General features: G+C 60.6%; 22 protein-coding genes. 9 read left to right on the forward strand and 13 right to left on the reverse strand.

All coding sequences use genetic code 11. The features are described from left to right. Positions 1–137: 137 nt before the first annotated feature. Genes CAF74_RS07365 through CAF74_RS07375 form a run of 3 tightly spaced genes read right to left on the reverse strand, consistent with a single transcriptional unit; the run spans position 138 to position 2,111 of the window. The gene (locus tag CAF74_RS07365) at positions 138–539 is read right to left on the reverse strand and encodes a biopolymer transporter ExbD (RefSeq protein ID WP_011335072.1); all 402 of its coding nucleotides are present in this window, start codon (positions 537–539) and stop codon (positions 138–140) included. Continuing rightward, a complete protein-coding gene (locus tag CAF74_RS07370) occupies positions 539–1,243 on the reverse strand; it encodes a MotA/TolQ/ExbB proton channel family protein (protein WP_085608298.1) in 705 nt (234 codons plus the stop codon). The genes CAF74_RS07365 and CAF74_RS07370 overlap by 1 nt, the downstream gene beginning before the upstream one ends. 49 nt (positions 1,244–1,292) lie before the next feature. Next, positions 1,293–2,111, reverse strand: coding sequence for a TonB family protein (locus CAF74_RS07375; RefSeq protein ID WP_085686619.1), 819 nt, complete (start codon positions 2,109–2,111; stop codon positions 1,293–1,295). A 1,079-nt stretch (positions 2,112–3,190) separates the two neighbouring features. Between CAF74_RS07375 and CAF74_RS07380 the strand changes: the two genes are divergently transcribed. Then, positions 3,191–3,814, forward strand: coding sequence for a glutathione S-transferase (locus CAF74_RS07380; RefSeq protein ID WP_085745888.1), 624 nt, complete (start codon positions 3,191–3,193; stop codon positions 3,812–3,814). Positions 3,815–3,955: 141 nt separating this feature from the next. Here the strand turns inward: CAF74_RS07380 and CAF74_RS07385 are convergent, their stop codons facing one another. Next, on the reverse strand, positions 3,956–4,396 hold the full coding sequence (locus CAF74_RS07385; RefSeq protein WP_064380861.1) for a CBS domain-containing protein: 441 nt from the start codon (positions 4,394–4,396) through the stop codon (positions 3,956–3,958). 189 nt (positions 4,397–4,585) lie between these two features. Between CAF74_RS07385 and CAF74_RS07390 the strand changes: the two genes are divergently transcribed. Continuing rightward, on the forward strand, positions 4,586–6,946 hold the full coding sequence (locus CAF74_RS07390) for a DNA polymerase II (protein WP_166673430.1): 2,361 nt from the start codon (positions 4,586–4,588) through the stop codon (positions 6,944–6,946). Here the strand turns inward: CAF74_RS07390 and CAF74_RS07395 are convergent. The 3 genes from CAF74_RS07395 to CAF74_RS07405 form a co-directional block, all read right to left on the reverse strand. Next, positions 6,911–7,381, reverse strand: coding sequence for a DUF1810 domain-containing protein (locus tag CAF74_RS07395; protein WP_085745890.1), 471 nt, complete (start codon positions 7,379–7,381; stop codon positions 6,911–6,913). The two genes, CAF74_RS07390 and CAF74_RS07395, sit on opposite strands and share 36 nt — an antisense overlap. 29 nt (positions 7,382–7,410) lie before the next feature. Continuing rightward, complete coding sequence (locus CAF74_RS07400) at positions 7,411–8,232, reverse strand: aldo/keto reductase (RefSeq protein ID WP_085745891.1); 822 nt, start codon at positions 8,230–8,232, stop codon at positions 7,411–7,413. Between the two features lie 90 nt (positions 8,233–8,322). Next, positions 8,323–9,471 (reverse strand): aldose epimerase family protein, encoded by a 1,149-nt coding sequence (locus tag CAF74_RS07405; protein ID WP_085745892.1) that lies wholly within the window; start codon positions 9,469–9,471, stop codon positions 8,323–8,325. 247 nt (positions 9,472–9,718) lie between these two features. Here CAF74_RS07405 and CAF74_RS07410 point away from each other — a divergent pair, with 247 nt between their 5' ends. From CAF74_RS07410 to CAF74_RS07420, 3 genes are all read left to right on the forward strand, one after another. Continuing rightward, the gene (locus tag CAF74_RS07410; protein ID WP_085746262.1) at positions 9,719–10,468 is read left to right on the forward strand and encodes a hypothetical protein; all 750 of its coding nucleotides are present in this window, start codon (positions 9,719–9,721) and stop codon (positions 10,466–10,468) included. A gap of 81 nt (positions 10,469–10,549) precedes the next feature. Next, positions 10,550–11,764, forward strand: a complete 1,215-nt coding sequence (locus CAF74_RS07415; protein ID WP_085745893.1) for an MFS transporter — start codon at positions 10,550–10,552, stop codon at positions 11,762–11,764. A 105-nt stretch (positions 11,765–11,869) separates the two neighbouring features. Beyond that, positions 11,870–12,655 (forward strand): sulfite exporter TauE/SafE family protein, encoded by a 786-nt coding sequence (locus tag CAF74_RS07420; protein ID WP_011335062.1) that lies wholly within the window; start codon positions 11,870–11,872, stop codon positions 12,653–12,655. Here CAF74_RS07420 and CAF74_RS07425 read toward each other — a convergent pair. Next, on the reverse strand, positions 12,637–13,113 hold the full coding sequence (locus CAF74_RS07425; protein WP_085745894.1) for a GNAT family N-acetyltransferase: 477 nt from the start codon (positions 13,111–13,113) through the stop codon (positions 12,637–12,639). The two genes, CAF74_RS07420 and CAF74_RS07425, sit on opposite strands and share 19 nt — an antisense overlap. Before the next feature lie 210 nt (positions 13,114–13,323). On the opposite strand from CAF74_RS07425, the gene CAF74_RS07430 reads away from it, so the two are divergent. After that, a complete protein-coding gene (locus CAF74_RS07430) occupies positions 13,324–13,890 on the forward strand; it encodes a DUF4174 domain-containing protein (RefSeq protein WP_007951594.1) in 567 nt (188 codons plus the stop codon). 167 nt (positions 13,891–14,057) lie between these two features. On the opposite strand, the gene CAF74_RS07435 is transcribed toward CAF74_RS07430, so the two are convergent. Beyond that, positions 14,058–15,206, reverse strand: a complete 1,149-nt coding sequence (locus tag CAF74_RS07435) for an AAA family ATPase (RefSeq protein WP_085745895.1) — start codon at positions 15,204–15,206, stop codon at positions 14,058–14,060. A gap of 540 nt (positions 15,207–15,746) precedes the next feature. On the opposite strand from CAF74_RS07435, the gene CAF74_RS07440 reads away from it, so the two are divergent. After that, positions 15,747–16,019 carry a hypothetical protein gene (locus tag CAF74_RS07440; RefSeq protein ID WP_085746263.1) on the forward strand — a complete coding sequence of 91 codons (273 nt, stop codon included), beginning with the start codon at positions 15,747–15,749 and terminating at the stop codon, positions 16,017–16,019. 62 nt (positions 16,020–16,081) lie between these two features. Here the strand turns inward: CAF74_RS07440 and ampC are convergent, their stop codons facing one another. Further along, the gene (gene ampC / locus CAF74_RS07445; RefSeq protein ID WP_085745896.1) at positions 16,082–17,248 is read right to left on the reverse strand and encodes a class C beta-lactamase; all 1,167 of its coding nucleotides are present in this window, start codon (positions 17,246–17,248) and stop codon (positions 16,082–16,084) included. A 160-nt stretch (positions 17,249–17,408) separates the two neighbouring features. On the opposite strand from ampC, the gene CAF74_RS07450 reads away from it, so the two are divergent. Beyond that, positions 17,409–18,284: a LysR family transcriptional regulator gene (locus CAF74_RS07450; protein WP_085745897.1), complete on the forward strand. Its 876-nt coding sequence runs from the start codon at positions 17,409–17,411 to the stop codon at positions 18,282–18,284. On the opposite strand, the gene gudD is transcribed toward CAF74_RS07450, so the two are convergent. Next, positions 18,281–19,624 (reverse strand): glucarate dehydratase, encoded by a 1,344-nt coding sequence (gene gudD, locus CAF74_RS07455; RefSeq protein ID WP_085745898.1) that lies wholly within the window; start codon positions 19,622–19,624, stop codon positions 18,281–18,283. The genes CAF74_RS07450 and gudD overlap by 4 nt on opposite strands. 14 nt (positions 19,625–19,638) lie before the next feature. Continuing rightward, positions 19,639–20,985 carry an MFS transporter gene (locus tag CAF74_RS07460; protein ID WP_085745899.1) on the reverse strand — a complete coding sequence of 449 codons (1,347 nt, stop codon included), beginning with the start codon at positions 20,983–20,985 and terminating at the stop codon, positions 19,639–19,641. A gap of 363 nt (positions 20,986–21,348) precedes the next feature. On the opposite strand from CAF74_RS07460, the gene CAF74_RS07465 reads away from it, so the two are divergent. Next, positions 21,349–22,062: a FadR/GntR family transcriptional regulator gene (locus tag CAF74_RS07465; RefSeq protein WP_085745900.1), complete on the forward strand. Its 714-nt coding sequence runs from the start codon at positions 21,349–21,351 to the stop codon at positions 22,060–22,062. A gap of 28 nt (positions 22,063–22,090) precedes the next feature. Here CAF74_RS07465 and yegQ read toward each other — a convergent pair whose 3' ends face one another. Further along, complete coding sequence (gene yegQ / locus CAF74_RS07470; RefSeq protein WP_085745901.1) at positions 22,091–23,419, reverse strand: tRNA 5-hydroxyuridine modification protein YegQ; 1,329 nt, start codon at positions 23,417–23,419, stop codon at positions 22,091–22,093. Between the last annotated feature and the right edge of the window lie 113 nt (positions 23,420–23,532).

Genomic DNA, 23,532 nt, shown 5'->3' on the forward strand with positions numbered 1-23,532 from the left:
GCCGCGCCGCGAAAACCACTTTCTTCAAGCAAGCCGATCCCCTCCGAAGACGCGCTGCGTTTTTTCGGTCGGCCGATTGCGACGGGATTCAACGAACGGTGTCGGGCGCGTCCCTCACTGCGCGCCCGGCACCGCCGTCAGCGGGTGGTCATCACCGATATCTTGGTGATGCCCGAGCGCTCGATGGACGCCATGGCTTTGGCGACCTGGCCGTAATTCACGGCGGAGTCGGCCTGCAGCTGCACGCGTACGTCGGCATCTTTGGCCTTGACCTCCTTGAGGCTGGCCTCCAGTGATTCCGGCGCCAGCTCGGTCTTGGCCAGGAAGAACTTGCCGTCCTGATCGACGCTGACCACCACCGGATCCTTCTTTTCGGCGGGAGCGACGGCGTCGGTTTTTGGCAGGTTGACCTTGATCGCGTTGGTCATCAGCGGTGCGGTGACGATGAACACCACCAGCAGCACGAGCATCACGTCCACCAGCGGCGTGACGTTCATTTCGCTGAGCACTTCATCGCTGTCTTGAGTGGAAAAGGACATCAGCTGGCCTCCCGCACGGCGGCCGTGGATTTGGCGATGGCCTGGCGGCTGATGGAGAAAGCGCTGCGCGAGGCGAGGGCGTCGAAGTCGTGGGCGAAGTCATCCATGTCCGCCGAGGCCAGTTTCAGGCGCCGCAGGAAGAAGTTGTAGATCAGCACTGCCGGCACCGCGACGGCAATCCCCACACCGGTGGCGATCAGCGCGTGGCCGATCGGCCCGGCCACGGTTTCCAGGCTGGCCGAACCGCTGGCGCCGATGCTTTGCAGGGCTTCCATGATTCCCCACACGGTGCCGAACAGACCGATGAACGGCGCGGTGCTGCCGATACTGGCGAGGATCGCCTGGCCGTTTTCCAGCGAGCGACGTTCCTTCTGGATCTGCTGGCGCAGGTTGCGCTCCAGTCGGTCGGAACGGTTGATGGTGTGTGCCAGTTGCTGGGTGGTGCGCGGGGACTCTTCCACCAGCAAGGCTTCAAAACCGCTGCTGGCGATCCGCGCCAGCGAGCCCGGATACTGGCTGGCGTGTTCGGCGGCGGTGAGCAGATCCGGCGCGCCCCAGAAGGCTTTGCTGAACTGCTTGTTCTGGGTTTTCTGGCGCAAGTATTGCGCCGACTTGACCAGCAGGATCGCCCAGCTGACCACGGAAAACAGCACCAGCCCCCAGAGCACGCCGGGGACAATCATCGAAGACAGAGAATCGTTCATGGCTACACCTCGCTTGCGTTAATCGGTTGTGAGTTCGGTTGTCGCGCCGTCATTGCGGCAATTTGAAATCGATGGTCTGGGTGGCGAAGCCGTCGATCGGTGTGTCGCCGCGCTTGGCCGGTATGAACTTCCAGGCCTTCACCGCCGCGACCGCCGCGTCATCCAGTTGCGGCTTGCCGCTGGATTTGGTCACCGTCACCGAACCGGCGCGACCGTTGGCCAGCACCTGAATCCGCAGCACCACGCTGCCTTCCCAGTTGCGCCGCAGGGCCAGCGACGGGTATTCCGGCGGCGGGTTGCCGAGGCTGGCGAGGCCGGAAATCGCCGCCGACTCTTTCACCGGGCCCGGTGCCGCCGCAGGTGCAGGAGGCGCACTCGGGGTGGCCGGAGCGGCAGGCGCTGCCGGTTGCGCAGGGGCGGGCGGCGCTTTCGGCGGCTCGGCCTTTTTCACCGGTTTGGGTTTCTCGACCGGTTTCGGTTTTTCGATCGGCTTGGGTTTCTCCACCGGTTTGGGCGGCGGCTTGACCGCGTCCTCGTCTTCCACCGGTTGTTCCGGTTCGGGAGGGGGCGGCGGGGGAGGAGGCGGCTCCGGTGTCGGCGGGGCCGGCGGTGTCGGGCTGGTGAGCTCGACGGTCATTTCCGGAATTTCCGGTGGCGTCGGCAGCGGTTCGGCCCGCGCCTGCTGGAAAAACCACCAGGCGCCGCCGTGTATCAACGCCGACACCGCCACCAGCAACAGCATCTGCTGTTTGTTCAGGCCGCCGGGCTGCGAAGTGTTGGCCTTGTAGACGGGCCGACCCGCCACCGACGCAAGCGCTGCGTTCGGTACTGGCCCCGGCGGCGTTCTGTGCTTTACCGCATCGTTCATTAAAGCTCCCTCGGGTGGATGAAGGGCAATAAGGTGCCGTTCGAACAACACAGCGTTGTTCGAGTGAGTGGTCGCAACTTTCATACGGGTGTGCAGAAGCCGATAGTTGAACTATCTATTGAACAGGGCTTGTGCAGCGTGTTGTTTCAGTAATGCCGACTTCGATGGTTCATTGATCCGGTCCGTGGCTGTTCTTTTATAAGTGAGTGTGCAATTGAGTGGCGAATATCGTTCTTGCCCTCATGGTTGATGCAATAGCAACCGCTGTGCCAAACAGTAAACAAATGTGTAGCGGTTATTTCACGGATGATACGTATGTCGCATTTATATAAGTTTCATCAGGCACGCCGGTTTTCATGGGCGCATAACCTCCCGACGGCCCTGTTTGCAGGGCTTTTTCAAAGGCGAGACAGGCCTGGCGCGGTATCGCGCTGTTCAGCGAGATAGAGCGGCTGTTCTCGTGTCGGCCAGGACGCGTGATGGTGCGTGGCGGACTGATTTGGTGCGGGTCAGTGTTTTAGCGGGTCACAGGCGCTGTTCCTTGTTCTTGTCTAAATAAAATCGCGTTCGGGGTAATGATTGATAGTGCAGTTTTGGTGCGCTTCGGAGATTAACGCCGAACAGCGAAAGTTGTAGCAGTGTGCTGTCTCGAAGTTATTGTCGAACAATGTGTTGTTGCATTCATTAATGCAGCGCGCACGCAATGACTTTCTGCGTGCTATTTAAAAAATAAATAGTGCGGGCGTTCAGGTAATAAAAGGAATGCACGGACAGTTCGCAGGACGAACACGGCGCAGGTACAGGGGCACGGAGAGAAGAGTGTGGCGCAGCAGATGAAGATTCACGCGGTGAACTCCTTGTTGCCAGCTCGGATACGCGAACTTTTGGTTCGGTATCGCACCTTACAAGAACGCGGATAGCGTTCGCTGATTGCTCTTGGTGCGGGATGGGCACCGCCAGCGCTGTTTTGCGAGATCAGGGATTCGCAAGCTGGCGATGAATGCGCAATCCGTGCCAAATTCGATACAACAGCTATAAATAGAGCCAGGCAGGACGCCTTTCGCAGTGGAGGAGGGGTTATGTATCAGCTCTACGGACATCGCAACTCAGGGGCAGCGGCCATCGAGGCGGCGCTCGAGCTGTGCCAGGTGGCTTACCGCTTCATTGATATCGAGGCCAGTGCGGAAGCGGCGCAGGAGCTGGCGCGGCTCAATCCGCTCAAACAGATCCCGACTCTGCAACTGCCGGACGGCAGTGTCATCACCGAAAGTGCGGCAATTCTGATTCATCTGGGGCAACGCTTTGCGCAATCCGGCCTGCTGCCGGCCAACGGCGCTGACCGCGATCAGGCGATTCGGGGCCTGGTGTACATCGTCAGCAATTGCTATGCGGCCATCGGGATTATTGATTACCCGGAACGCTGGCTGGTGATGCCGGACGAGGCCTCGCGGCAGAATTTGATGGCGGGGGCGCGGGAACGACTGCACTGGAGCTGGGAGGTGTTTGCCGATCAGTTCTCGGCCGAGCTGTACCTGGACGATGAAACACCGGGCGCACTGGATGTGCTGGCGGCGGTGGTCACGCGCTGGGCCGGTGCCCGCGAACACCTGCGCCAGGCCCGACCCGGTTTCCATGCGTGGCTGCAACGCATCGACCGGCACCCGGTGCTGGCGCCGGTCTTTGCGCGGCATTGGCCCGGTTAAGAAATCGAATCAGATGGTGATCGTTGATCGTTCCCACGCTCCGCGTGGGAATGCAGCCCGGGACGCTCCGCGTCCCAAAGCGTGACGCAGAGCGTCACAAGAGGCGTTCCCACGCAGAGCGTGGGAACGATCAAACAGGAACTATTCCCCGCGAATGTACTGCTCCAGCTGTTTGATCAGCTCGGCCTGTTCGGCAATCGCTTCCTTGACCAGGTCGCCGATCGACAGCAGGCCGATCAGCTTGCCGTTCTCCACCACCGGCAAGTGACGCAAGCGTTTGTCGGACATGATGCCCAGGCAAGTGTCGACGGTCTGGTGGGTGTCCACCGTGATCACGTTCGCCACCATGATGTCGCGCACCGGCGTGCCCACCGAGGAGCGCCCGTGCAGCACCAGTTTGCGCGCGTAATCGCGCTCGCTGATGATGCCCACCACTTTGTCGTCTTCCACCACGAGCAAGGCGCCGACGTTCTTCTCGGCCATTTTCATCAGCGCTTCGAGCACCATGTGATCGGGTTTGATCTGGTGCACTTCCTGATTTTTCGGATCTTTGAGCTTGAGCAGCTGGGCGACGGTTTTCATGGCGGTTACTCAGGTGTTGTCGTTGTTCTCCAAGCATCGTAGACGCAGGCGCGCAGGGCAAGGCCGCAAAACGGCAGATAACACGCAAAAAACGTCATTTGACCGGGTTTTTCATGGCGAGGCCTTTGTCACGGGTTACGGCAATGCCGCGTAGAATGCCCGTCTGAATCAATTCCTGAGGTTGCAGTGGTGGATTTACAGCAGGGCTTCGTCCTGACCCGGCATTGGCGCGACATCCCGGCCGGCACCGAAGTCGAGTTCTGGCTGGCGACCGACGCCGGGCCGCGCCGTGTGCGCCTGCCGCATCAGCCGTCGGTGGCATTCATCCCTGCGGCGCAGCGCGAGCAGGCCGAGCGGGTGCTGGCGGACGAAAAGAACGTCGAACTGCGCCCCCTGGCCTTGCAGGATTTCGAGCATCGCCCGGTGCTCGGTCTGTATTGCCAGCAGCACGGTCAGTTGATGCGCCTGGAAACCGCGCTCAACCGCCACAGTGTCGACGTCTTCGAAGCCGATGTGCGACCACCCGAGCGCTACCTGATGGAGCGTTTCATCACCGCGCCGGTGTGGTTCAGCGGCACGCCCGATGCCGAGGGTGTGCTGCTCGACGCCCACCTCAAGCCAGCGCCCGACTATCGTCCGCAACTGCGGCTGGTCTCGCTGGACATCGAAACCACCGAGCAGGGCGATTTGTACTCCATCGCGCTGGAAGGCTGCGGCGAACGGCAGGTGTACATGCTCGGCGCACCGAACGGCGATCACAGCATCGTCGATTTCGATCTTGAGTACTGCGAATCGCGCACCTTGATCCTGAAGAAGCTCAACGACTGGTTCGCCCGTCACGACCCCGACGCGATCATCGGCTGGAACCTCGTGCAGTTCGATCTGCGCATCCTTCACGAACACGCCCGGCGTCTCGGCGTGCCGCTCAAGCTCGGGCGTGGCGGCGAGGAAATGCAGTGGCGCGAACACGGCAGCCGCAATCACTACTTCGCTGCAGCGGCGGGACGGTTGATCATCGACGGCATCGAATCCCTGCGTTCGGCGACCTGGAGCTTTCCGTCGTTCAGTCTGGAAAACGTTGCCCAGACCCTGCTCGGCGAGGGCAAGTCCATCGACAACCCGTACCAGCGCATGGACGAGATCAACCGCATGTTCGCCGAGGACAAACCGGCGCTCGCCAAGTACAACCTCAAGGACTGCGAGCTGGTCACGCGGATCTTCGCCAAGACCGAACTGCTGAAATTTTTGCTCGAGCGCGCCAGCGTCACCGGTCTGCCGGCGGATCGCAGCGGCGGCTCGGTGGCGGCATTCACGCATTTGTACATGCCGCTGATGCACCGTCAGGGTTTTGTGGCGCCGAACCTTGGTACCAATCCTCCGCAGGCCAGCCCCGGCGGGTTTGTCATGGACTCGCAGCCGGGGTTGTACGAATCGGTGCTGGTGCTCGACTACAAGAGTCTTTATCCGTCGATCATCCGCACCTTTCTGATCGACCCGGTGGGGTTGATCGAAGGCTTGCAGCATCCGGATGACAGCGACTCGGTGCCGGGTTTTCGCGGCGCTCGTTTCTCTCGCACCCGGCATTGCCTGCCGTCCATCGTCGCCCGGGTCGCCGAGGGCCGCGAGACCGCCAAGCGCGAACACAATGCGCCGTTGTCCCAGGCGCTGAAGATCATCATGAACGCCTTCTACGGCGTGCTCGGCTCCAGCGGTTGCCGGTTTTTCGATACGCGGCTGGCGTCATCGATCACCCTGCGCGGCCACGAAATCATGCTGCGCACCCGACAGCTGATCGAGGCTCAGGGGCATGCGGTGATTTATGGCGATACCGACTCGACCTTCGTCTGGCTGCGTCGCCCCCACGGTCAGGAAGAAGCGGCGACCATTGGCCGGGCGCTGGTTGCGCACGTCAACGACTGGTGGCGCGAGCATGTGCGTGAGCAATACGGACTGGAAAGCGCCCTCGAATTGCAGTTCGAAACCCACTACAAGCGCTTCCTGATGCCGACCATCCGTGGCGCGGAAGAGGGCAGCAAAAAGCGCTACGCCGGTCTGGTGACCCGCGCCGACGGCAGCGAAGAAATGGTCTACAAAGGCCTGGAAACCGTGCGCACTGACTGGTCGCTGCTGGCCCGGCAATTCCAGCAGGAGCTGTACGAGCGGATCTTCCAGCGCAAGCCGTATCAGGAATACGTGCGCGAGTACGTGCGCAAGACGTTGGCCGGTGAGTTCGACGAACGACTGGTTTACCGCAAGCGCCTGCGCCGCACCCTCGACGACTACGAACGCAACGTGCCGCCCCACGTGCGCGCCGCACGGCTGGCAGACGATTACAACGCGCAGCACGGTCGCCCGCGCCAGTATCAGAACGGCGGCTGGATCAGCTACGTCATCACCCTGGCCGGGCCCGAACCGCTGGAAGTGCGCCGCGCGGCCATCGACTACGACCACTACATCACCCGCCAGCTGCAACCGGTGGCGGATGCGATCCTGCCGTTTGTCGACGACGATTTCTCAACCCTGATCGGGGGACAACTGGGCCTGTTTTGAGTCCAGCAGTTGCAGGGTCCATTCGTCCTGAATGCCGTGGAAGTAACGCTCCAGCGCCTGATGCCAGAGGCTGTCGTCGTCGGCGAACTGGGCGAACAGGGTCATCGATGAGTGGAATTTCAGGTCGTCCGGATGGCCGAAAATCTCGGCAATCGAACGCTGCTGAACATTCAGCACAAGCTGCGTGCAAGTCCGCAGCCGGGCGCCGAGCAACGGGTGGTCGAGGTAGGCGCGGGTTTCCGGCGCCGAGCTGATCGCGAACCGCCGCGACATCTCGCTGCCCCCGAGCCCGGCGAACTGCGGGAACACAAACCACATCCAGTGGCTGCGCTTGCGGCCCTCGCCGAGCTCGCGCTGGACCCGTTCGAACACCGGGTCTTGGGCGAGCACGAAGCGTTGCAGATCGAACGGGTCTTCCTGATCAGTGCTTCTCATGGCGAAGCCCTCTGTCAGTCGGCGGTGGCTCAGACCATGGCCAGCCGCTGCTTGCGTTTTGGCGCCTGAAACACCTGGTCCAACGCCGCCAGATCCCCGGCCTCGAGTTGCAGCTGCGCGGCTTGTGCATTGAGCTGCACGTGTTCCGGGCGCACGGCCTTGGGAATCGCAATCACCCCATCCTGACGCAGAATCCACGCCAGCGAAACCTGTGCCGGGGTCACGCCGTGACGAGCGGCAATCTGTTTCAGCACCGGCTCGGCAAGCATGGCGCCGCCCTGGCCGATCGGGCAGTACGCCATTAGCGGCATGCGCTGTTGCTGGCACCACGGCAGCAGGTCGAATTCGATGCCGCGTTCTTCCAGGTTGTACAGCACCTGATTGGTCGCGCAGACCGAACTCGACAGTTCCTCAAGATCGTCGACATCGAAGTTCGACACGCCCCAGCGACCGATCTTGCCGTCCTCGCGCAGACGCTCGAAGGCTTCGACGGTTTCTTCCAGCGGATACTGGCCGCGCCAATGCAGCAAATAGAGGTCGATGTAATCGGTGTCGAGCCGGCGCAGACTGCGCTCGCAAGCCTGGGAAATGCCTTTGCGGCTGGCGTTGTGCGGGTAGACCTTGCTCACCAGAAACACTTGATCGCGCAGGCCGGCGATGGCTTCGCCGACCACGCTTTCGGCACCGCCCTCGGCGTACATTTCGGCGGTGTCGATCAGGGTCATGCCCAGCTCGATGCCGCTGCGCAGGGCCGCGACTTCACGCTTGTGCGCCGAGCGGTCTTCGCCCATGCGCCAGGTGCCCTGGCCAATCACCGGCACCTGCACGCCAGCCAATTCGAGGGTACGCATTCAAACCTCCTTTCTGAAACGGTCGATACCTTGGGTGGGCAGCAGGATAGCCCACGGGTTCCGTCCGGTTCCAGAAAGGAGGTCAGGTGCTTACTTGGCGGAGAACTTCAACACCACGCTCTGGGTGTAGGTCTGGCCGGGATCGAGGCGGGTACTCGGGAAGTTCGGCTGGTTCGGCGAGTCCGGGTAGTGCTGGGTTTCCAGGGTGAACGCGCCCCAATGCGGATAGACCTTGCCACCCTTGCCCTTGACCGTGCCGTCGAGGAAGTTGCTGGTGTAGAACTGCACGCCCGGTTCATTGGTGTACAGCTGCAAATGGCGACCGGACTGCGGGTCGCTGACTTCGGCGGCGAGTTTGCTGACGTCACCCTTGGTGTCCAGCGCCCAGTTGAAATCGAAACCGCCTTGTTTCTCTTCAGCGAATTTCAATTGCGGGTGATCGGCCTTGATGTGCTGGCCGATGGCGGTGGGTTTGGTGAAGTCCATCGGCGTGCCGGCCACGGGGGCCAGTTCGCCGGTCGGGATCAGTTTGGCGGTGACCGGTGTGTAATGGCTGGCGTGCAGGGTGGCGACTTGCTTGAGGATGTCGCCGTTGCCGGCGCCGGCGAGGTTGAAGTAGCTGTGGTTGGTCAGGTTGAGCACCGTCGGTTTGTCGGTGCTGGCCTTGTAGTCGATGCGCAGCTCGTTAGAGTCGGTGAGGCGGTAGGTCACTTCGGTGGTGAGGTTGCCGGGGAAACCCATTTCACCATCCGCCGACAGATAGGTCAGGGTCACACCGACCGAATCCTTGTCCTTGGTTTCCTTCGCCTTCCAGACCTTTTTGTCGAAGCCCTGAGTGCCGCCATGCAAGGCGTTGGTCTTGTCGTTCTGCGGCACCTGGTAGCGTTTGCCGTCGAGTTCGAAGGCGCCGTCGGCCAGGCGATTGCCGAAGCGGCCGATGGTCGCGCCGAAGTACGCGGTGCCTTTCTGGTAACCCTGCACATCGTCGAAACCGAGGACGATGTCGTCGAGCTTGCCGTGTTTGTCCGGTACCTGCAGCGCCTGCAAGGTCGCGCCGTAGGTGATGACCGTGGCTTGCATGCCGTGGCTGTTGCGCAGGATGTATTGTTCGACCGGCGTGCCGTCATTGGTTTTGCCGAAGGCTTTGTGTTCGCTGGACAGACCGGCGGCCTGGGCGGTGAGGGTGGCGATCATCAGGGACAGTCCGAGGCCGCAGAGTGAGTGTCGGGATTGAAGCATGGGTTGACCTTCCTTTTTGTTTTTGTTTTGAAAATCTTTAAATAGTCATGCTAATTAATGGATGAATGGGAATTTATAGCGGATTAAACGATTAATGCAAAAATAAAGTCGGACTTAATGCCCTAAGCAGTTAGCGCCGAAGGTCGGGAATCCACGCCGGCACTGCACTTTTGCGAAATCCCCGGCTCTATCCATGGCCAGGGTGCGGTGACTTCCGCCGCACAGGAACGTGTCCGTCAAAGAATTCATGCCGAGAGTTTTGCACCCCATCGCTGCATTCATTTATCGCCCGTGCCTGCTGCTGGCCTGCCTGTCGACGCTGTTGCTCGGCGGTTGCAGCCATCAGGACGGCAACAATTTCATCACCCAGATGCGCGAGGGCAGGCCTCAGGAATTTCTCCAGACCAGCGTCGATCGCATGGCCACACTGGCGATGCGCGACAACCTCGACAGCCTCTATCGCTTGATGGGCAAGTTGTACCTGCGCAACCCGGACGAGCTGCGCAAATCCGGGTTCCTCGACGTCAAGACCGCGGTCAAACAAGTGCGGCTGGCCATCGAGCAGCAACAGCCTTTGCCGACCCTCGGCGGCAAAAAAGACCTGGCGGCGCTGAGCTATGCCATGAGCCCGGAGTTCCTCGGCGACCGGGTCGGCGCATTCATCTATGCGATCGGCAGCATGCTGGTCACCGCTCACGGCAATCGCACCGAGTTTTACATGACCGATGCGATCAACCCGACCTTCGTCAACAACGCCGCGCGCAACATCGAGAAAGCCACGTGGATCCTCGCCCAGCGGCAGAACAAGGAAGGCCAGCCGCTGCTGTTTTCCAACGAAATTTCCGAGGAGGGCAGCAACCTGAGTTTCGCCACGGAGTTCGGTAAAGTCGTGGCGCGTCTGGATCTGCTGACCCAGATGCTCGACGAGCGCTACCGGCGCATTGGCCTGAATTACGCCCAGAGCCTGCTGTTTTTGAATTTTTTGCCAGTGCAGTGAGCCAAGTCGGTTAGAGTGGCGGACGATCGTGTTTGTATACAATCCGTCGTCCGATTTGACTCAAAGGGAGCTGCACCTGTCATGACCGACCCCGCAAGCGCCGATTACACGAGCCTGGAACGTGCCACCCGCACCGACAAAATGCCTTACGCCGCGTTGCTGGCGTTTGCCATGACCGGCTTCATCGCCATCCTCACCGAAACCCTGCCGGCCGGTTTGTTGCCGCAGATCGGTGCCGGCCTGAACGTCAGTGAAGTGCTGGCCGGGCAACTGGTGACGCTGTATGCGCTGGGCTCGATTGTCGCGGCGATTCCGCTGACGGTCGCCACCCGTGGCTGGGGGCGCAAGCGGGTGCTGCTGATGACGGTCGGCGGGTTTCTGCTGTTCAACACCATCACCACGTTTTCCAGCCATTACAGTTTGACCCTGGCCTCGCGGTTTCTGGCCGGGATGGCGGCGGGGCTGTCGTGGGGGATCATGGCCGGTTACGCGCGGGGGATCGTGCCGGTGCATCAGCAGGGGCGGGCGCTGGCGATTGCCATGCTTGGCACGCCGGTGGCGTTGTCGCTGGGCACGCCGGCCGGCACCTGGCTGGGCAATGTGATCGGCTGGCGCGCCTCGTTCGGGATCATGTCGGCATTGGCGCTGGTGCTGGCGGCGTGGATCGTCATCGCGGTGCCGGATCGTCCGGGTCAGGCCCGCGCCGAGCGTTTGCCGCTGATGCAGTCGCTGCGTTTGCCCGGCGTACGCCCGGTATTGTTTGTGGTGCTGACCTGGATGCTCGGCCACAACATTCTCTACACCTACATCGCGCCGTTTCTGACGCAGGCCGGTCTTGGCGAACGTGTCGATCTGGTGCTGCTGGTCTTCGGTCTGTGCTCGCTGCTGGGGATCTGGGTTATCGGCCTGCTGGTGGATCGCTGGCTGCGCGGGCTGGCGCTGATCAGCCTCGCGGTGTTTGCCGTGACCGCACTGGTGCTGGCACTGGTCGCGCCGTCGCCTTGGCTGATTTATGCGTGCATGGCGGTGTGGGGCCTGTCGTTCGGTGGCTCGGCGACGTTGCTGCTGACTGCCGCAGCGGACTCCGCCGGAGAACATGTGGATGTGGTGCAAGCGATGCTCACCACTTCGTGGAACGTGGCGATTGCCGGCGGCGGATTGTTCGGTGGTTTGCTGCTGGACCGGGCAGGGGCGATGTCGTTTCCGTGGGCGTTGCTGATCCTGTCGCTGATCGCACTGGCCACGGTCTGGCTGAACAGCACTCACAGTTTCAAACCGGGCCGACGACAGCACTGATGCTGAAGAAATGGCATAACGATAGATCCTATCGATATAGGGCGTTATAAGAAAACTGGTTATCCTGCGGGCCGGATTTTTCCTGTGGTTTGTCTGGACGTCTTAATGGAATTGGCAAATTTCGGCCTGGTGATTGCCGGGCTGGTCGTGGGGTTCATCGTCGGTATGACCGGTGTCGGCGGCGGTTCGTTGATGACGCCGATCCTGCTGTGGTTCGGTATCAATCCGGCCACGGCGGTGGGCACGGATCTGCTGTACGCAGCCATCACCAAATCCAGCGGCGTGCTGGTCCACAGGAAGAACAAGAACATCGACTGGGCCATCACCGGCTGGCTGACCCTGGGCAGTGTCCCGGCGGTGGCGATGACCTTGTGGTTCCTCAGCACCCTGCACACCGCACCGGACGCGATGAACGCCATCATCAAGCAAGCGCTCGGTTTTGTGCTGTTCGCCACGGCGCTGGCGATTCTGTTCAAGAAGCGCCTGCTGGAATTCGCCCACAAACGTGCCGGCGGCAACTACAACCCGAGCGGCGCGCGCCTGAATGTCATGACCGTGATCACCGGTCTGATCCTCGGCACCATGGTTGCCCTGACCTCCATCGGCGCCGGCGCCCTCGGCACCGTCGCGCTGTTCATCCTTTATCCGTTGCTGCCGACCCGCCGCCTGGTCGGCACCGAAATCGCCCACGCCGTACCGCTGACCCTGGTCGCCGGCCTCGGCCACGCGAGCATGGGCAACATGGACTGGGGCGTGCTGGGCTTTCTGCTGGTCGGCTCGCTGCCGGGCATCTGGCTCGGCAGCCACCTGACCGGCCGCGTCTCCGATGAACTGCTGCGCCCGTGCCTCGCGACGATGCTGGTGTTGATCGGTTACAAGCTGGCGTTCTGATCGAGCGCGCGCTTCATCACCGTCACCGGCAATCCGTCGTACTCCGTTTCTTCCAGCACCTCCCAACCCAGCCGCGCATACAGCGACTGCGCGGCATCGGTGTACAGGTACAACTGCGGCACGCCCAGTGCGGCAGCTTCCTCGACGATGCGGTTGACCAGTTGCGAGGCGATGCCGCGACCACGCTGTTCGGCCTTCACGTAGACCCCGGCCAGCCACGGCGTCAGTTGCGGACGGGTGTCCATGTCGCGGTCGATCAGCAGCGCACCGCCGAGCAGTTTTCCGTCTTCGATCGCCACCACCACGCTGGGAATCGCACCTTTGCCGCAGGCGGCGCGCATGCGTTCGGTGCGGCTGGCGAGGGTGTCTTCGGGTTTGTACTGGCCCCATTCCTTGAAGTTGAGTTCGGCCAGTTCCTCGATCAGTTGCGGGTGATGGCAGAGGTAGTCGATGTGCATGTGCGTTGAACTCCATTTCACAGGTTGAACAGCCACCCTAATGCGGTCATAAAAGGTAATCAAATGCGCGAGAGGATCGCGCGTATCCGGTTGCGCAAAATCGGTGCTGACCTAAGCTTTGGGCAAGGCGAAACACTTTTGCCGGGCACCCCCCGGAACAATCGCCGCGATGCGCAATCATTAGAGCGTGGATATCAAAAGGAGATGCGCATGCTCATCAGGTCACTGACCCTGACACTCTTGCTGGCGATTGCCGGCCCCCTGTTCGCCGCCGACGGCGATTCCCCTCTGGACGTCGACAAGGGCATCAACCGCCCGGTGATCGTGATCGCTTCCAGTACGGTCGATTCTTATTGGGTCAGCCTGAAAAAAGCGCTGGACGACCCGGCCAACAAACAAGGCATCGCCGACCGCAAGATCAAGGTTTATACCATCCTGAGCATGAGCGGTCAGGTCGATGGCAAAAGTCTGGAGCAGCAGCAAACCATGGCGTTGCTGCGCTCGCTGAAGCTGGGCGCCGGGGCGTATCCGAAAGTCTTCCTGGTGGGCAAGGATGGAGAGACCAAACTGACGGCTTCGGGGGATGAAGCGGCGGCGGTCGATTTGAAGAAGATTTTCGACACCATTGATGCGCTGCCTGCCGCCGAGAAAGAAACTACTTCCACCGTGGTGACGGCCCCGGCTGCTGCAGAACCGGCCCCGGCCAAGGGCGCGAAAGGGACAAAACCGGCGAAGCCGACCAAACCGGCCAAGCCGCCGGAAATGCCGGATGATTGAGGCAGGCTTTGAATAAAAATGGCGAACGTTATCAAGCGTTCGCCATTTTTTTTGCCCTCGGTGTTTTGATCTGAAGATGACCGCAGGCGGTCATGGAGGACAATCCAACACTGTTCTGCGATGCAGGTTCCTATGGTTTTGATCCGCATCTGACTGGCATCGAGTTTTCAAAGGCTATTGCGCTCGTAGAGCTCGTCGTCATTCAGCACGTAAACCAGAGCATCTTTTGCTTCGCTAACGATCAAGGGAGACTGGGTCGTCAGCACGAATTGGCAGTTCGGAAATGTTTTGCTCAATTGCTGGATAAAGTTGAGCTGCCATTCCGGATGCAGATGAAGGTCCACCTCATCGATGAGGACGATGCCTTCGCCGTGGAGCGGATTGTCCAGTGACGGGTTCATCATGGCCAGTCGGCGGGCGATGTCACCGATCAGCGCCAGCATCGATTTTTCGCCTTGCGACAATTGGGCGACACTGAAAGTGACGCGGTCCTTGTCGATCGCCATGTGCAGGCGAGGTTGTCGCTGTATTCGCAGGTTGGTGAAGCCCGGCATGAAGGCCGTGATGGCGCAGCGGACGGCCGTCAGTTGGGAGTCACGGGACGAAGCTTTGAGCTCGGATAACGTCTTCCAGGCTTCGCTTTCAGGACCAAACTTTTGAGCTATTTCGTTCAATGCGGAATCGGAAATACCGGACTCGTTTTCGCTGTCTTCGCGCTCTCGAAACCATTCAAAGAAGCCACGAAAGTCGGTGCTGTGTTTCTGTGAGTCGTCGTAGCCCGCCAGTTGATCGAAGGTTTGTCCGCTTTTGATTTTCAGCGGGATTTCGAGAACCGATCGCTCCACCGGATAGTAGGCGATCAGGGGGAGTGAGGCGTTGTCATCGGCTGTCAGCAGGGCGCGGTAGTGATCGGCGAGCAGATTTACGTCTTCCAGGGAGCTGCTCAGAGCCGTTTTCCCTTCCTGCTTGCTGTGTAACATACCCCATACAAATACATCGTCTTCTTCATCGGGATCAGACTCGGGATTGACTCGCGGATGTGCAGGTTCTGCTACCGCGATCGAAACGATGGCAGCCGGGGTCCCGTTGCGAATATCGTCTTCTGCAATATGGCTGCCATTGCCTTTATGGGTGCGAATTCTTGCTATCAACCAGCTCAGGCAGGTGATGAGCGCTTTCAGCAGGGTGGTTTTACCGGCGCCGTTGATTCCCACGAACACGGTAACGTTGGAATGGGATCCGTCGACAGGAGCCAAATGAACGGTGATGTCATTGAACCGACCTACATTCGTGAGTTTGAGGCTGTCGATCTTCATTCATTCCCCTCTGTGTTTCAGTCGGTCAGGTGCTTGGCGAACGTCATTTCATCCGCGATAACCCGGCAATGCGGTGCAGTTTAGATGCATCTCTTTCAGCCGGTCACCTTTGAAAATCATTGCTGAATGTGCCCGGAAATTTACGCGGCAACACCCTTCAAATCCGTCGGAAGTTTCCTTCAAACCGCAGCGGCGTTGGTGAACTGGTGGCTTGAGTCGTACGCCGATAATCTCATTGGGCCGCTGCAAAATCAGCGGTCGGATGTGGAAGTCCGGGGATGACAGGGAAGCGTATGTGCGCCTGTGACCACATGTTGGTATTTTTTATGCCACCATCGTTGTTTATGGCAGCTATGCGCAGGAGCACTTTCAAGTGCACCGGGTTTCTCTGACCCCGGACTTCCACACCTGCGCAAAGCTGCCACCCTCTCGTGGAAGGGAGTTCGGCAGTTTCTCTCTTAATGTCAGAGGTATTCACACATGAAAAAAACAGATCCAAACAGGCCGGAAACTCCCACGAATTCAGATTCCCCCGAACACATCTCCAACCCCAAACCCCGCTACATCCCCATCACCGGCATCGACTGCCCGATTCCCTGTCTCCTGATCGACCGAGAAGCCCCGTTAGACGTACTCCACGGCACCGCCGCCTACCGCTTGCGCTGCGTGACTCAACTGCTGGAAACACTTTCATTGAGCGACGGCACCGGCCACGACGCTTTGCTGCTGCAGGACTTCGCCCGGGTGCTTGCGATCCCGCTGCGCGACAGTTGCGATCTGATGGATGTACTGGGCTGGAAGCTACAGGCGTAGTTTTTCAAACCCCCAAACAAAAACGGGCGACCTTCTCAGGTCGCCCGTTTTTTATGGCGTGATTACCGGGTCAATTCACCCAGAATCTTGTGCGCAATCTTCACCCGCTCTCCATTCGGGTAATTGCGGTTCGCCAGAATCACGATACCGACTTTCTTCGACGGCACGAACGCGACATACGCGCCGTAGCCAGCGGTGGAGCCAGTCTTGTTCAGCAGTACGTTCGCCGGTTCAGGCTGTGGCGGATTCAGCCATTTGACCTTGTGCGGTTCCATGGCCATTGGCGTCGAGTTGCCGTCCAGCAGGCGGTCGAGGCTGATCGGGTAGGTGTAGCGTTCCCAGCCCAGGCCCTGGGTCATGTCGCCGACGGTGTAGTAGCCGGTGTGGGTGAGGGCGATGGCTTTTTGCAGCGGGGTTTCGAGTTTGGCGGTGTCGAGGTTGGCCTCGACGTATTGCAGCAGGTCGGCGGCGCTGGTTTTCACGCCGTAGGCTTCGGAGTCGAGGGCGCCGGGGCTGACTCGAATCGGTTTGTTGTTCTTGTCATAGCCTTGGGCGTAGAGCTTTTGTTCAGACGCCGGCACCGACAGGAAGGTGTGCTTGAGCCCGAGTTTCGGCAGCAGGGTTTCGGTCATGGCCTGATTGAACGGCTGGCCGAGGCTTTTTGCGGCCAGGTAGCCGAACAGGCCGATGCTCGGGTTGGAATACAGGCGATGGCTGCCGGCCGGATACGTCGGTTTCCACTGTTGGTAATAGCCGAGCATCTTGTCGGCAGAATCCGCGGCATCCGGGAATTGCAGCGGCAGGCCGCCGGCGCTGTAGGTGCCCAGTTGCAGCAGGCTGATGTGGTCGAAGGCGCTGCCTTTCAATTCGGGCCAGTGCTGGCTGGCCTTGTCGGAGAATTCCAGTTTGCCGCTGGCCTGGGCGTAGGCGGCGAGGGTTGCGGTGAAGGTTTTGCTCACCGAGCCGATTTCGAACAGGGTGTTTTCACTCACTGCTTGCCCGGTGCTTTTGTCGGCGACACCGTAGTTAAAGTAATGTGCCTTGCCATCGACGGTCACGGCCACGGCCAGACCGGCGATATCCTGTTGCTGCATGACCGGGGTCACAGTGGCTTTGACCAGCGCCTGCAACTGATCGTCGGTTTGCGGGGCGGCCAGGCAGGTGGCGGCGCTGAAGAAAAGTCCGAAAGCGCTGTAGGGCTTGAGTTTGTTCAGGTTGATCGAAGGCATGCTTGAACCACTCTCCATGAGTGTTGATGGTGTTATCCCGCTACACTGCGAGCGTTTTCCGTCGGGCCGGCTGATCGGCGCCGCCAAATCTAGGCAGTCCGGGGTCTTTCGACAAACGATGAAAACTCGGATGAGCCATTAGAAAAATTTGGGACTTGGCATGATTCGACCTCAATTGCCCTTGAATGCATTACGCGCCTTTGAAGCCTCTGCGCGCCACCTGAGCTTCACCCGTGCGGCCGTGGAGTTGTGCGTAACCCAGGCGGCCGTCAGCCATCAGGTCAAAAGCCTGGAAGCGCAACTCGGCGTGATCCTGTTCAAACGCCTGCCCCGTGGGCTGATGCTGACCGGCGAGGGCGAAACCCTGCTGCCGGTGCTGACCACGTCGTTCGATCATATCGCGCAGATGCTCGAGCGTCTGGCGGGCGGGCAATATCGGGAAATGCTCACGGTCGGTGCGGTAGGCACCTTCGCGGTGGGTTGGCTGTTGCCGAGGCTGGCGGACTTTCAGGCGAAACATCCGCTCATAGATTTGCGGCTGTCGACCAACAACAACCGGGTGGACGTGGCCGCCGAAGGGCTGGATTACGCGATCCGGTTTGGCGCCGGGGCGTGGCACGGCATCGAGGCGACCCGTTTGCTGGAGGCGCCGTTGTCGGTGCTATGCGTGCCGGAAATCGCCCGACAGTTGCACGCGCCGGGGGATCTTTTGCAGCAGCGTTTGCTGCGTTCCTATCGCACCGATGAGTGGCCGGAGTGGTTTCACGCAGCCGGTCTGGCGACCCATGCCGCGCCGCCCCAGAGCATCGTGTTCGACTCGTCGCTGGCGATGATGGAGGCGGCGTTGCAGGGCGGCGGGGTGGCACTGGCGCCGCCGTTGATGTTTGCCCGGCAACTGGCGGCGGACCTGATCCGCCAACCCTTTGCCATCGAAATCACCACCGGCAGCTACTGGCTGACGCGCTTGCAGTCACGGCCTGAGACGTCGGCGATGGCGGCGTTCAGACACTGGTTGCTGGAGGCTGAGCAGGCCTAGCGCACCAGGCACGGCTTCTTGTTATCGAACGTCCAGCCCGGAATCAGAAACTGCATCGCCACGCTGTCATCCCGCGCGCCGAGCCCCATGCCTTTATAGAGTTCGTGGGCCTTGGCCACCTGATCCATGTCCAGCTCCACGCCCAGCCCCGGTTTCTTCGGCACTTGCACGCAGCCGTCGACGATTTGCAGCGGCGCCTTGGTCAGGCGCTGGCCGTCCTGCCAGATCCAATGGGTGTCGATCGCGGTGATGTCGCCCGGCGCGGCGGCCGCGACGTGGGTGAACATCGCGAGGGAAATGTCGAAGTGGTTGTTGGAGTGCGAGCCCCAGGTCAGGCCCCATTCGTGGCACATCTGCGCCACGCGCACCGAACCCTGCATGGTCCAGAAATGCGGGTCGGCCAGCGGGATGTCGACCGACTGCAACTGGATTGCGTGACCCATTTCACGCCAGTCGGTGGCGATCATGTTGGTGGCGGTTTTCAGCCCGGTGGCGCGGCGGAATTCAGCCATCACTTCGCGGCCCGAGTAACCGTTTTCTGCACCGCACGGATCTTCGGCGTAGGCCAGCACATGATGCTGGTCGCGGCACAGACGGATCGCTTCTTTCAATGACCACGCGCCGTTCGGATCGAGGGTAATGCGGGCGTCGGGGAAGCGTTCGGCCAGTGCGGTCACTGCTTCGATTTCCGCATCACCGCTGAGTACGCCGCCCTTGAGCTTGAAGTCCTTGAAGCCATAACGCGCGTGGGCAGCCTCGGCCAGGCGCACCACGGCGTCGGCGGTCATGGCTTTCTCGTGACGCACGCGGAACCAGTCATTGTCGGCATCCGGTTCGCTGCGGTAGGCGAGGTCGGTTTCCCGACGATCGCCCACGTAGAACAGGTAACCGAGCATCTTCACTTCATCACGCTGCTGGCCTTCGCCGAGCAATGCCGCCACCGGCACGTCGATGTGCTGGCCGAGCAGGTCGAGCAGGGCGGCTTCCAGCCCGGTGACCGCGTGAATGGTGATGCGCAGGTCGAAGGTTTGCAGGCCACGGCCGCCGGCATCGCGGTCAGCGAAGGTCTGGCGCACCTGGTTGAGGATCTTCTGATACGTGCCGATCGGGCTGCCGACCACCAGGTTGCGGGCGTCTTCGAGAGTCTGGCGGATGCGTTCGCCGCCGGGTACTTCGCCGACGCCGGTGTGGCCGGCGTTGTCCTTGAGAATGACGATGTTGCGGGTGAAAAACGGCCCGTGGGCGCCGCTCAGGTTGAGCAGCATGCCGTCGTGGCCAGCCACCGGAATGACTTGCATCTCGGTGATGATCGGGGCTTTGGCGATGTCGTGTGCGGTCATTTGGGATTGTCCTTTCAAGCGTGTTTTGGCGCGGCATCGGCCACGGCGACGTCAGGTGCGGATTTGGGTGTCATGCGGGCGGCGAACACGATGATCGCGGCGATGATCGAGGTCGCGGCCAGACCATAGAGGCCGCCCTGGATCGAGCCGGTGTGTTGTTCCAGCAAACCGAAAGTGGTGGGGGCGACGAAGCCGCCGAGGTTGCCCACCGAGTTGATCAGCGCGATCACGGCAGCGGCGATCCGCGCATCGAGATAGGCCTGCGGGATCGGCCAGAACAGCGACGACGCGGATTTGAAACCCAGTGCAGCAAAGCAGATCGCGACGAAGGCAAAGATCGGCCCGCCGGTGGTGGACATGAACATCCCCGCGGCGGCGATCAGCAATGCAGTGGCGACCCACGCCTGCTGGTGTTTCCACTTCGCCGAGAATGAGGCGAACGCATACATGCCGATGATCGACAGCAGCCACGGAATCGAGTTGAACAGGCCGACCTGGAAGTCGCTCATCTCGCCCATTTTTTTGATGATGCTCGGTAGCCAGAACGTCGCGGCGTAGATGGTCAATTGAATGAAGAAGTAGATCAGGCAGAACAGGATGATCTGGCGATCCTTGAGCAGTTTGCCCAGCGACGGCCGGATCGGGGTCGCGGCTTCGCGGGCTTTCTGTTCATCGTCGATCGCTTTGACCAGCGCATCCTGCTCGGCGCGGGTCAGCCATTTCGCATCGTGGGGTTTGGCGTCGAGCCAGAACCAGACGAATACGCACAGGCCAACCGAGAACATCCCTTCAATGAAATACATCCACTGCCAGCCGTGCATGCCCAGACCTTCGATCTGCAACAGCAGACCGGACAGCGGGCCGGAAATCAGCGAGGCCACGGCCGAACCGCTCAAGAAAATCGCAATCGCCTTGCCGCGCTCGGCCCCCGGCAACCAGCGCGTGAAGTAGTAGATCACCCCGGGAAAGAATCCGGCCTCGGCCACGCCAAGCAGAAAACGCAGGATGTAGAAGTGGGTTTCGTTCTGGATGAACGCCATGCCGGCGGCCACCAGCCCCCAGGTGAACATGATGCGGGTCAGCCAGATTCGCGCGCCGACCTTTTGCAGCAGCATGTTGGAAGGGACTTCGAACAGCGCGTAACCGATGAAGAACAGTCCGGCACCGAAACCGTAGGCCGCGGCACCGATGCCGAGGTCGTGTTCCATGTGGGTGCGGACGAAGCCGATGTTCACCCGGTCAATGTAATTGACGATGAACATGATGACGAACAGCGGCAGGACGTGGCGTTTGACTTTGGCAATGGCGGAGGACAGCACGGAATCGGCGCCCTCGTTCATCCCGGCAATGGATGATTTCACTTGGTTTTCTCCCACTCGTTATTTTTATGCGGGGTGTGTCTGGTGTTGCGTGTTGATAGACATCATACAACTAGGTTTTTTTGTCCTACAAGCGGGAGTGCTCAATCAAATTTGTCTACGGGGAGTGGTTTTTATGCTTTTTCAGATATTAATTGCCGTATTTGTTGGCTTTGGTAAGGGTTGTGTCAGATATGAGAAAGCTTTCTAGGGCAGTGATCGTGGGGCGATTGCTCGGCGAAGTGCGTGGTTTTCTAGCTAAAATCGAGTGTTGTCATACAAGTTTGGCCCCGAAATTCATAGGAGCTCATACAAGTCATCGCCGCCAGTGCTACGATCGGTTTGCCTCGATCACCGGAACCGACCATGCAAGAAGACCTCGACGCTCCCGCTCGTAAACGCGCGCACAACCTGGCCCATGATCTGGTGGAAAAACTCACCCAGAGCATCCTGCTCGGCCAGATGTTGCCCGGTGACAAGTTGCCGTCGGAAAACTCGATCGTTCAGGAACACGGCGTCAGTCGCACCGTGGTGCGTGAGGCGATTTCAAAATTGCAGGCGTCGGGGCTGGTGGAGACGCGGCACGGCATCGGCACCTTCGTGATCGAGCGCGCACCGGAGCAGGGGTTGCGACTGAATGTCGACACCGCGCTGGGCGTGCGCAGCATTCTCGAATTGCGCATGGGACTGGAGACGCAAGCGGCGGCACTGGCTGCGCAGCGCCGCACCGAGCAACAACTGGCGCAGATGCGTCAGGCGCTGGACGACTATCAGCGTCTATTGGCCAACAACGACAGTTGCGTCGAGGCCGACCGGCGCTTCCACCTGCTGATTGCCGAAGCCACCGGCAATGTCTGCTTCACCGAAATCATGCAGCACCTGGGCAGCGCAATGATCCCGCGCACCCGGGTCAACGCGGCCGAGCGCGGGGCGGTGGATTTGAGCAAGCTCGGGCAACTGGCGAATCTGGAGCATGAGGCGATCCTTAACGCGATCAAGCGTCAGGATCCGGATGCGGCGCGTGCGGCGATGTGGCTGCACCTGACCAACAGTCGCGACCGGTTTTCAGCCACGAACTGAAGCCGCTGGTCCGTTCGATAGCACGGGCCTAAACAGCGCCGATATCCCGCATCAATAACCCGAAGCGCAAATCCACCGCATCCGGAATCGGCAGGTACACCGTGTGCCCGTCCCCCGGCGCCACGTCGATGGCTTCACCTTTCAGGTTCTGCAGTTCATGCAGATCAAAATGGAAGTTGCCCTTGGGCGTCATCAGTTCCAGATGATCGCCCAGTGCGAAGCGGTTTTTCACCTTGACCTCGGCCAGTCGATCCCGGCGCTCGCCGGTCAGTTCACCCACAAACTGCTGACGCTCCGACACTGAGCTGCCGTTCTGATAGTTCTGGTATTCGTCATGCACATGGCGGCGCAGGAAACCTTCGGTGTAGCCGCGCTGGGCGAGGGATTCCAGATCGGTCATCAGGCTGCGGTTGAATTCGCGGCCGGCCACCGCATCGTCGATGGCCCGGCGATAGACCTGGGTGGTGCGTGCGCAATAGAAGTGCGATTTGGTCCGGCCTTCGATCTTCAGTGAGTGCACGCCCATGCGGGTCAGGCGTTCGACGTGCTGTACCGCGCGCAGGTCCTTGGCGTTCATGATGTAGGTGCCGTGTTCGTCTTCGAAGGCCGGCATCAGTTCGCCGGGACGGTTGGCTTCCTGCAACAGGAACACCTGATCGGTGGGGGCGCCGAGGCCGAGGGTCGGTTGCGGTTCGAAGGTCTGCACGATCTCGCCGAGCTGGTTTTCAGTGGCCTCCTGCGCCGAGTATTTCCAGCGGCAGGCGTTGGTGCAGGTGCCCTGATTGGCGTCGCGCTTGTTCATGTAACCCGAGAGCAGGCAGCGGCCGGAGTAGGCCATGCACAGTGCGCCGTGGACGAACACTTCCAGCTCCATGCCCGGCACTTGTTCGCGGATTTCGCCGATCTCTTCGAGCGACAGTTCACGGGACAGGATGATTCGGCTCAGCCCTTGTTGCTGCCAGAACTCGACACTCGCCCAGTTCACCGTGTTGGCCTGCACCGACAGGTGGATTGGCATGTGCGGAAAGTGTCGGCGTACCAGCATGATCAGTCCGGGGTCGGACATGATCAGCGCATCCGGCGCCATCTCGATCACTGGTGCAAGATCCTTGAGGAAGGTCTTCAGCTTGGCGTTGTGCGGCGCGATGTTGACCACCACGTAGAAGCGCTTGCCCTGGGCCTGGGCTTCACGGATGCCGAGCGCGAGATTGGCGTGATCGAACTCGTTGTTGCGCACCCGCAGGCTGTAGCGCGGCTGGCCGGCATACACTGCGTCGGCCCCGTAGGCGAAGGCGTAGCGCATGTTTTTCAGGGTGCCGGCGGGGGCGAGCAGTTCGGGGGTGAAGGAGGTCGTCATGGCGGCGTCGGTCGCAAAAGCGCGGCAGGGTAGAGCAGTTGCGCCGAGGGTTTATTGATCTGGATCTATGCTCCATGAAGAAACAGGGCACTCGCGCTGACGCTGGCTGACTA

The organism is Pseudomonas sp. R45(2017), from assembly GCF_002112305.1.
GTDB classification, from domain to species: domain Bacteria; phylum Pseudomonadota; class Gammaproteobacteria; order Pseudomonadales; family Pseudomonadaceae; genus Aquipseudomonas; species Aquipseudomonas paraglycinae.

What these genes read in the sequence shown, in the direction of transcription:
- CAF74_RS07365 (WP_011335072.1), bottom strand. Translation starts at nt 539, where the DNA reads ATGTCCTTTTCCACTCAAGACAGCGATGAAGTGCTCAGCGAAATGAAC.
- CAF74_RS07450 (WP_085745897.1), top strand. Translation starts at nt 17,409, where the DNA reads ATGATTCGACCTCAATTGCCCTTGAATGCATTACGCGCCTTTGAAGCC.
- CAF74_RS07400 (WP_085745891.1), bottom strand. Translation starts at nt 8,232, where the DNA reads ATGCGTACCCTCGAATTGGCTGGCGTGCAGGTGCCGGTGATTGGCCAG.
- CAF74_RS07410 (WP_085746262.1), top strand. Translation starts at nt 9,719, where the DNA reads ATGCCGAGAGTTTTGCACCCCATCGCTGCATTCATTTATCGCCCGTGC.
- CAF74_RS07370 (WP_085608298.1), bottom strand. Translation starts at nt 1,243, where the DNA reads ATGAACGATTCTCTGTCTTCGATGATTGTCCCCGGCGTGCTCTGGGGG.
- CAF74_RS07425 (WP_085745894.1), bottom strand. Translation starts at nt 13,113, where the DNA reads ATGCACATCGACTACCTCTGCCATCACCCGCAACTGATCGAGGAACTG.
- gudD (WP_085745898.1), bottom strand. Translation starts at nt 19,624, where the DNA reads ATGACCGCACACGACATCGCCAAAGCCCCGATCATCACCGAGATGCAA.
- yegQ (WP_085745901.1), bottom strand. Translation starts at nt 23,419, where the DNA reads ATGACGACCTCCTTCACCCCCGAACTGCTCGCCCCCGCCGGCACCCTG.
- CAF74_RS07435 (WP_085745895.1), bottom strand. Translation starts at nt 15,206, where the DNA reads ATGAAGATCGACAGCCTCAAACTCACGAATGTAGGTCGGTTCAATGAC.
- CAF74_RS07465 (WP_085745900.1), top strand. Translation starts at nt 21,349, where the DNA reads ATGCAAGAAGACCTCGACGCTCCCGCTCGTAAACGCGCGCACAACCTG.
- CAF74_RS07405 (WP_085745892.1), bottom strand. Translation starts at nt 9,471, where the DNA reads ATGCTTCAATCCCGACACTCACTCTGCGGCCTCGGACTGTCCCTGATG.
- CAF74_RS07385 (WP_064380861.1), bottom strand. Translation starts at nt 4,396, where the DNA reads ATGAAAACCGTCGCCCAGCTGCTCAAGCTCAAAGATCCGAAAAATCAG.
- CAF74_RS07380 (WP_085745888.1), top strand. Translation starts at nt 3,191, where the DNA reads ATGTATCAGCTCTACGGACATCGCAACTCAGGGGCAGCGGCCATCGAG.
- CAF74_RS07395 (WP_085745890.1), bottom strand. Translation starts at nt 7,381, where the DNA reads ATGAGAAGCACTGATCAGGAAGACCCGTTCGATCTGCAACGCTTCGTG.
- CAF74_RS07415 (WP_085745893.1), top strand. Translation starts at nt 10,550, where the DNA reads ATGACCGACCCCGCAAGCGCCGATTACACGAGCCTGGAACGTGCCACC.
- CAF74_RS07420 (WP_011335062.1), top strand. Translation starts at nt 11,870, where the DNA reads ATGGAATTGGCAAATTTCGGCCTGGTGATTGCCGGGCTGGTCGTGGGG.
- ampC (WP_085745896.1), bottom strand. Translation starts at nt 17,248, where the DNA reads ATGCCTTCGATCAACCTGAACAAACTCAAGCCCTACAGCGCTTTCGGA.
- CAF74_RS07375 (WP_085686619.1), bottom strand. Translation starts at nt 2,111, where the DNA reads ATGAACGATGCGGTAAAGCACAGAACGCCGCCGGGGCCAGTACCGAAC.
- CAF74_RS07430 (WP_007951594.1), top strand. Translation starts at nt 13,324, where the DNA reads ATGCTCATCAGGTCACTGACCCTGACACTCTTGCTGGCGATTGCCGGC.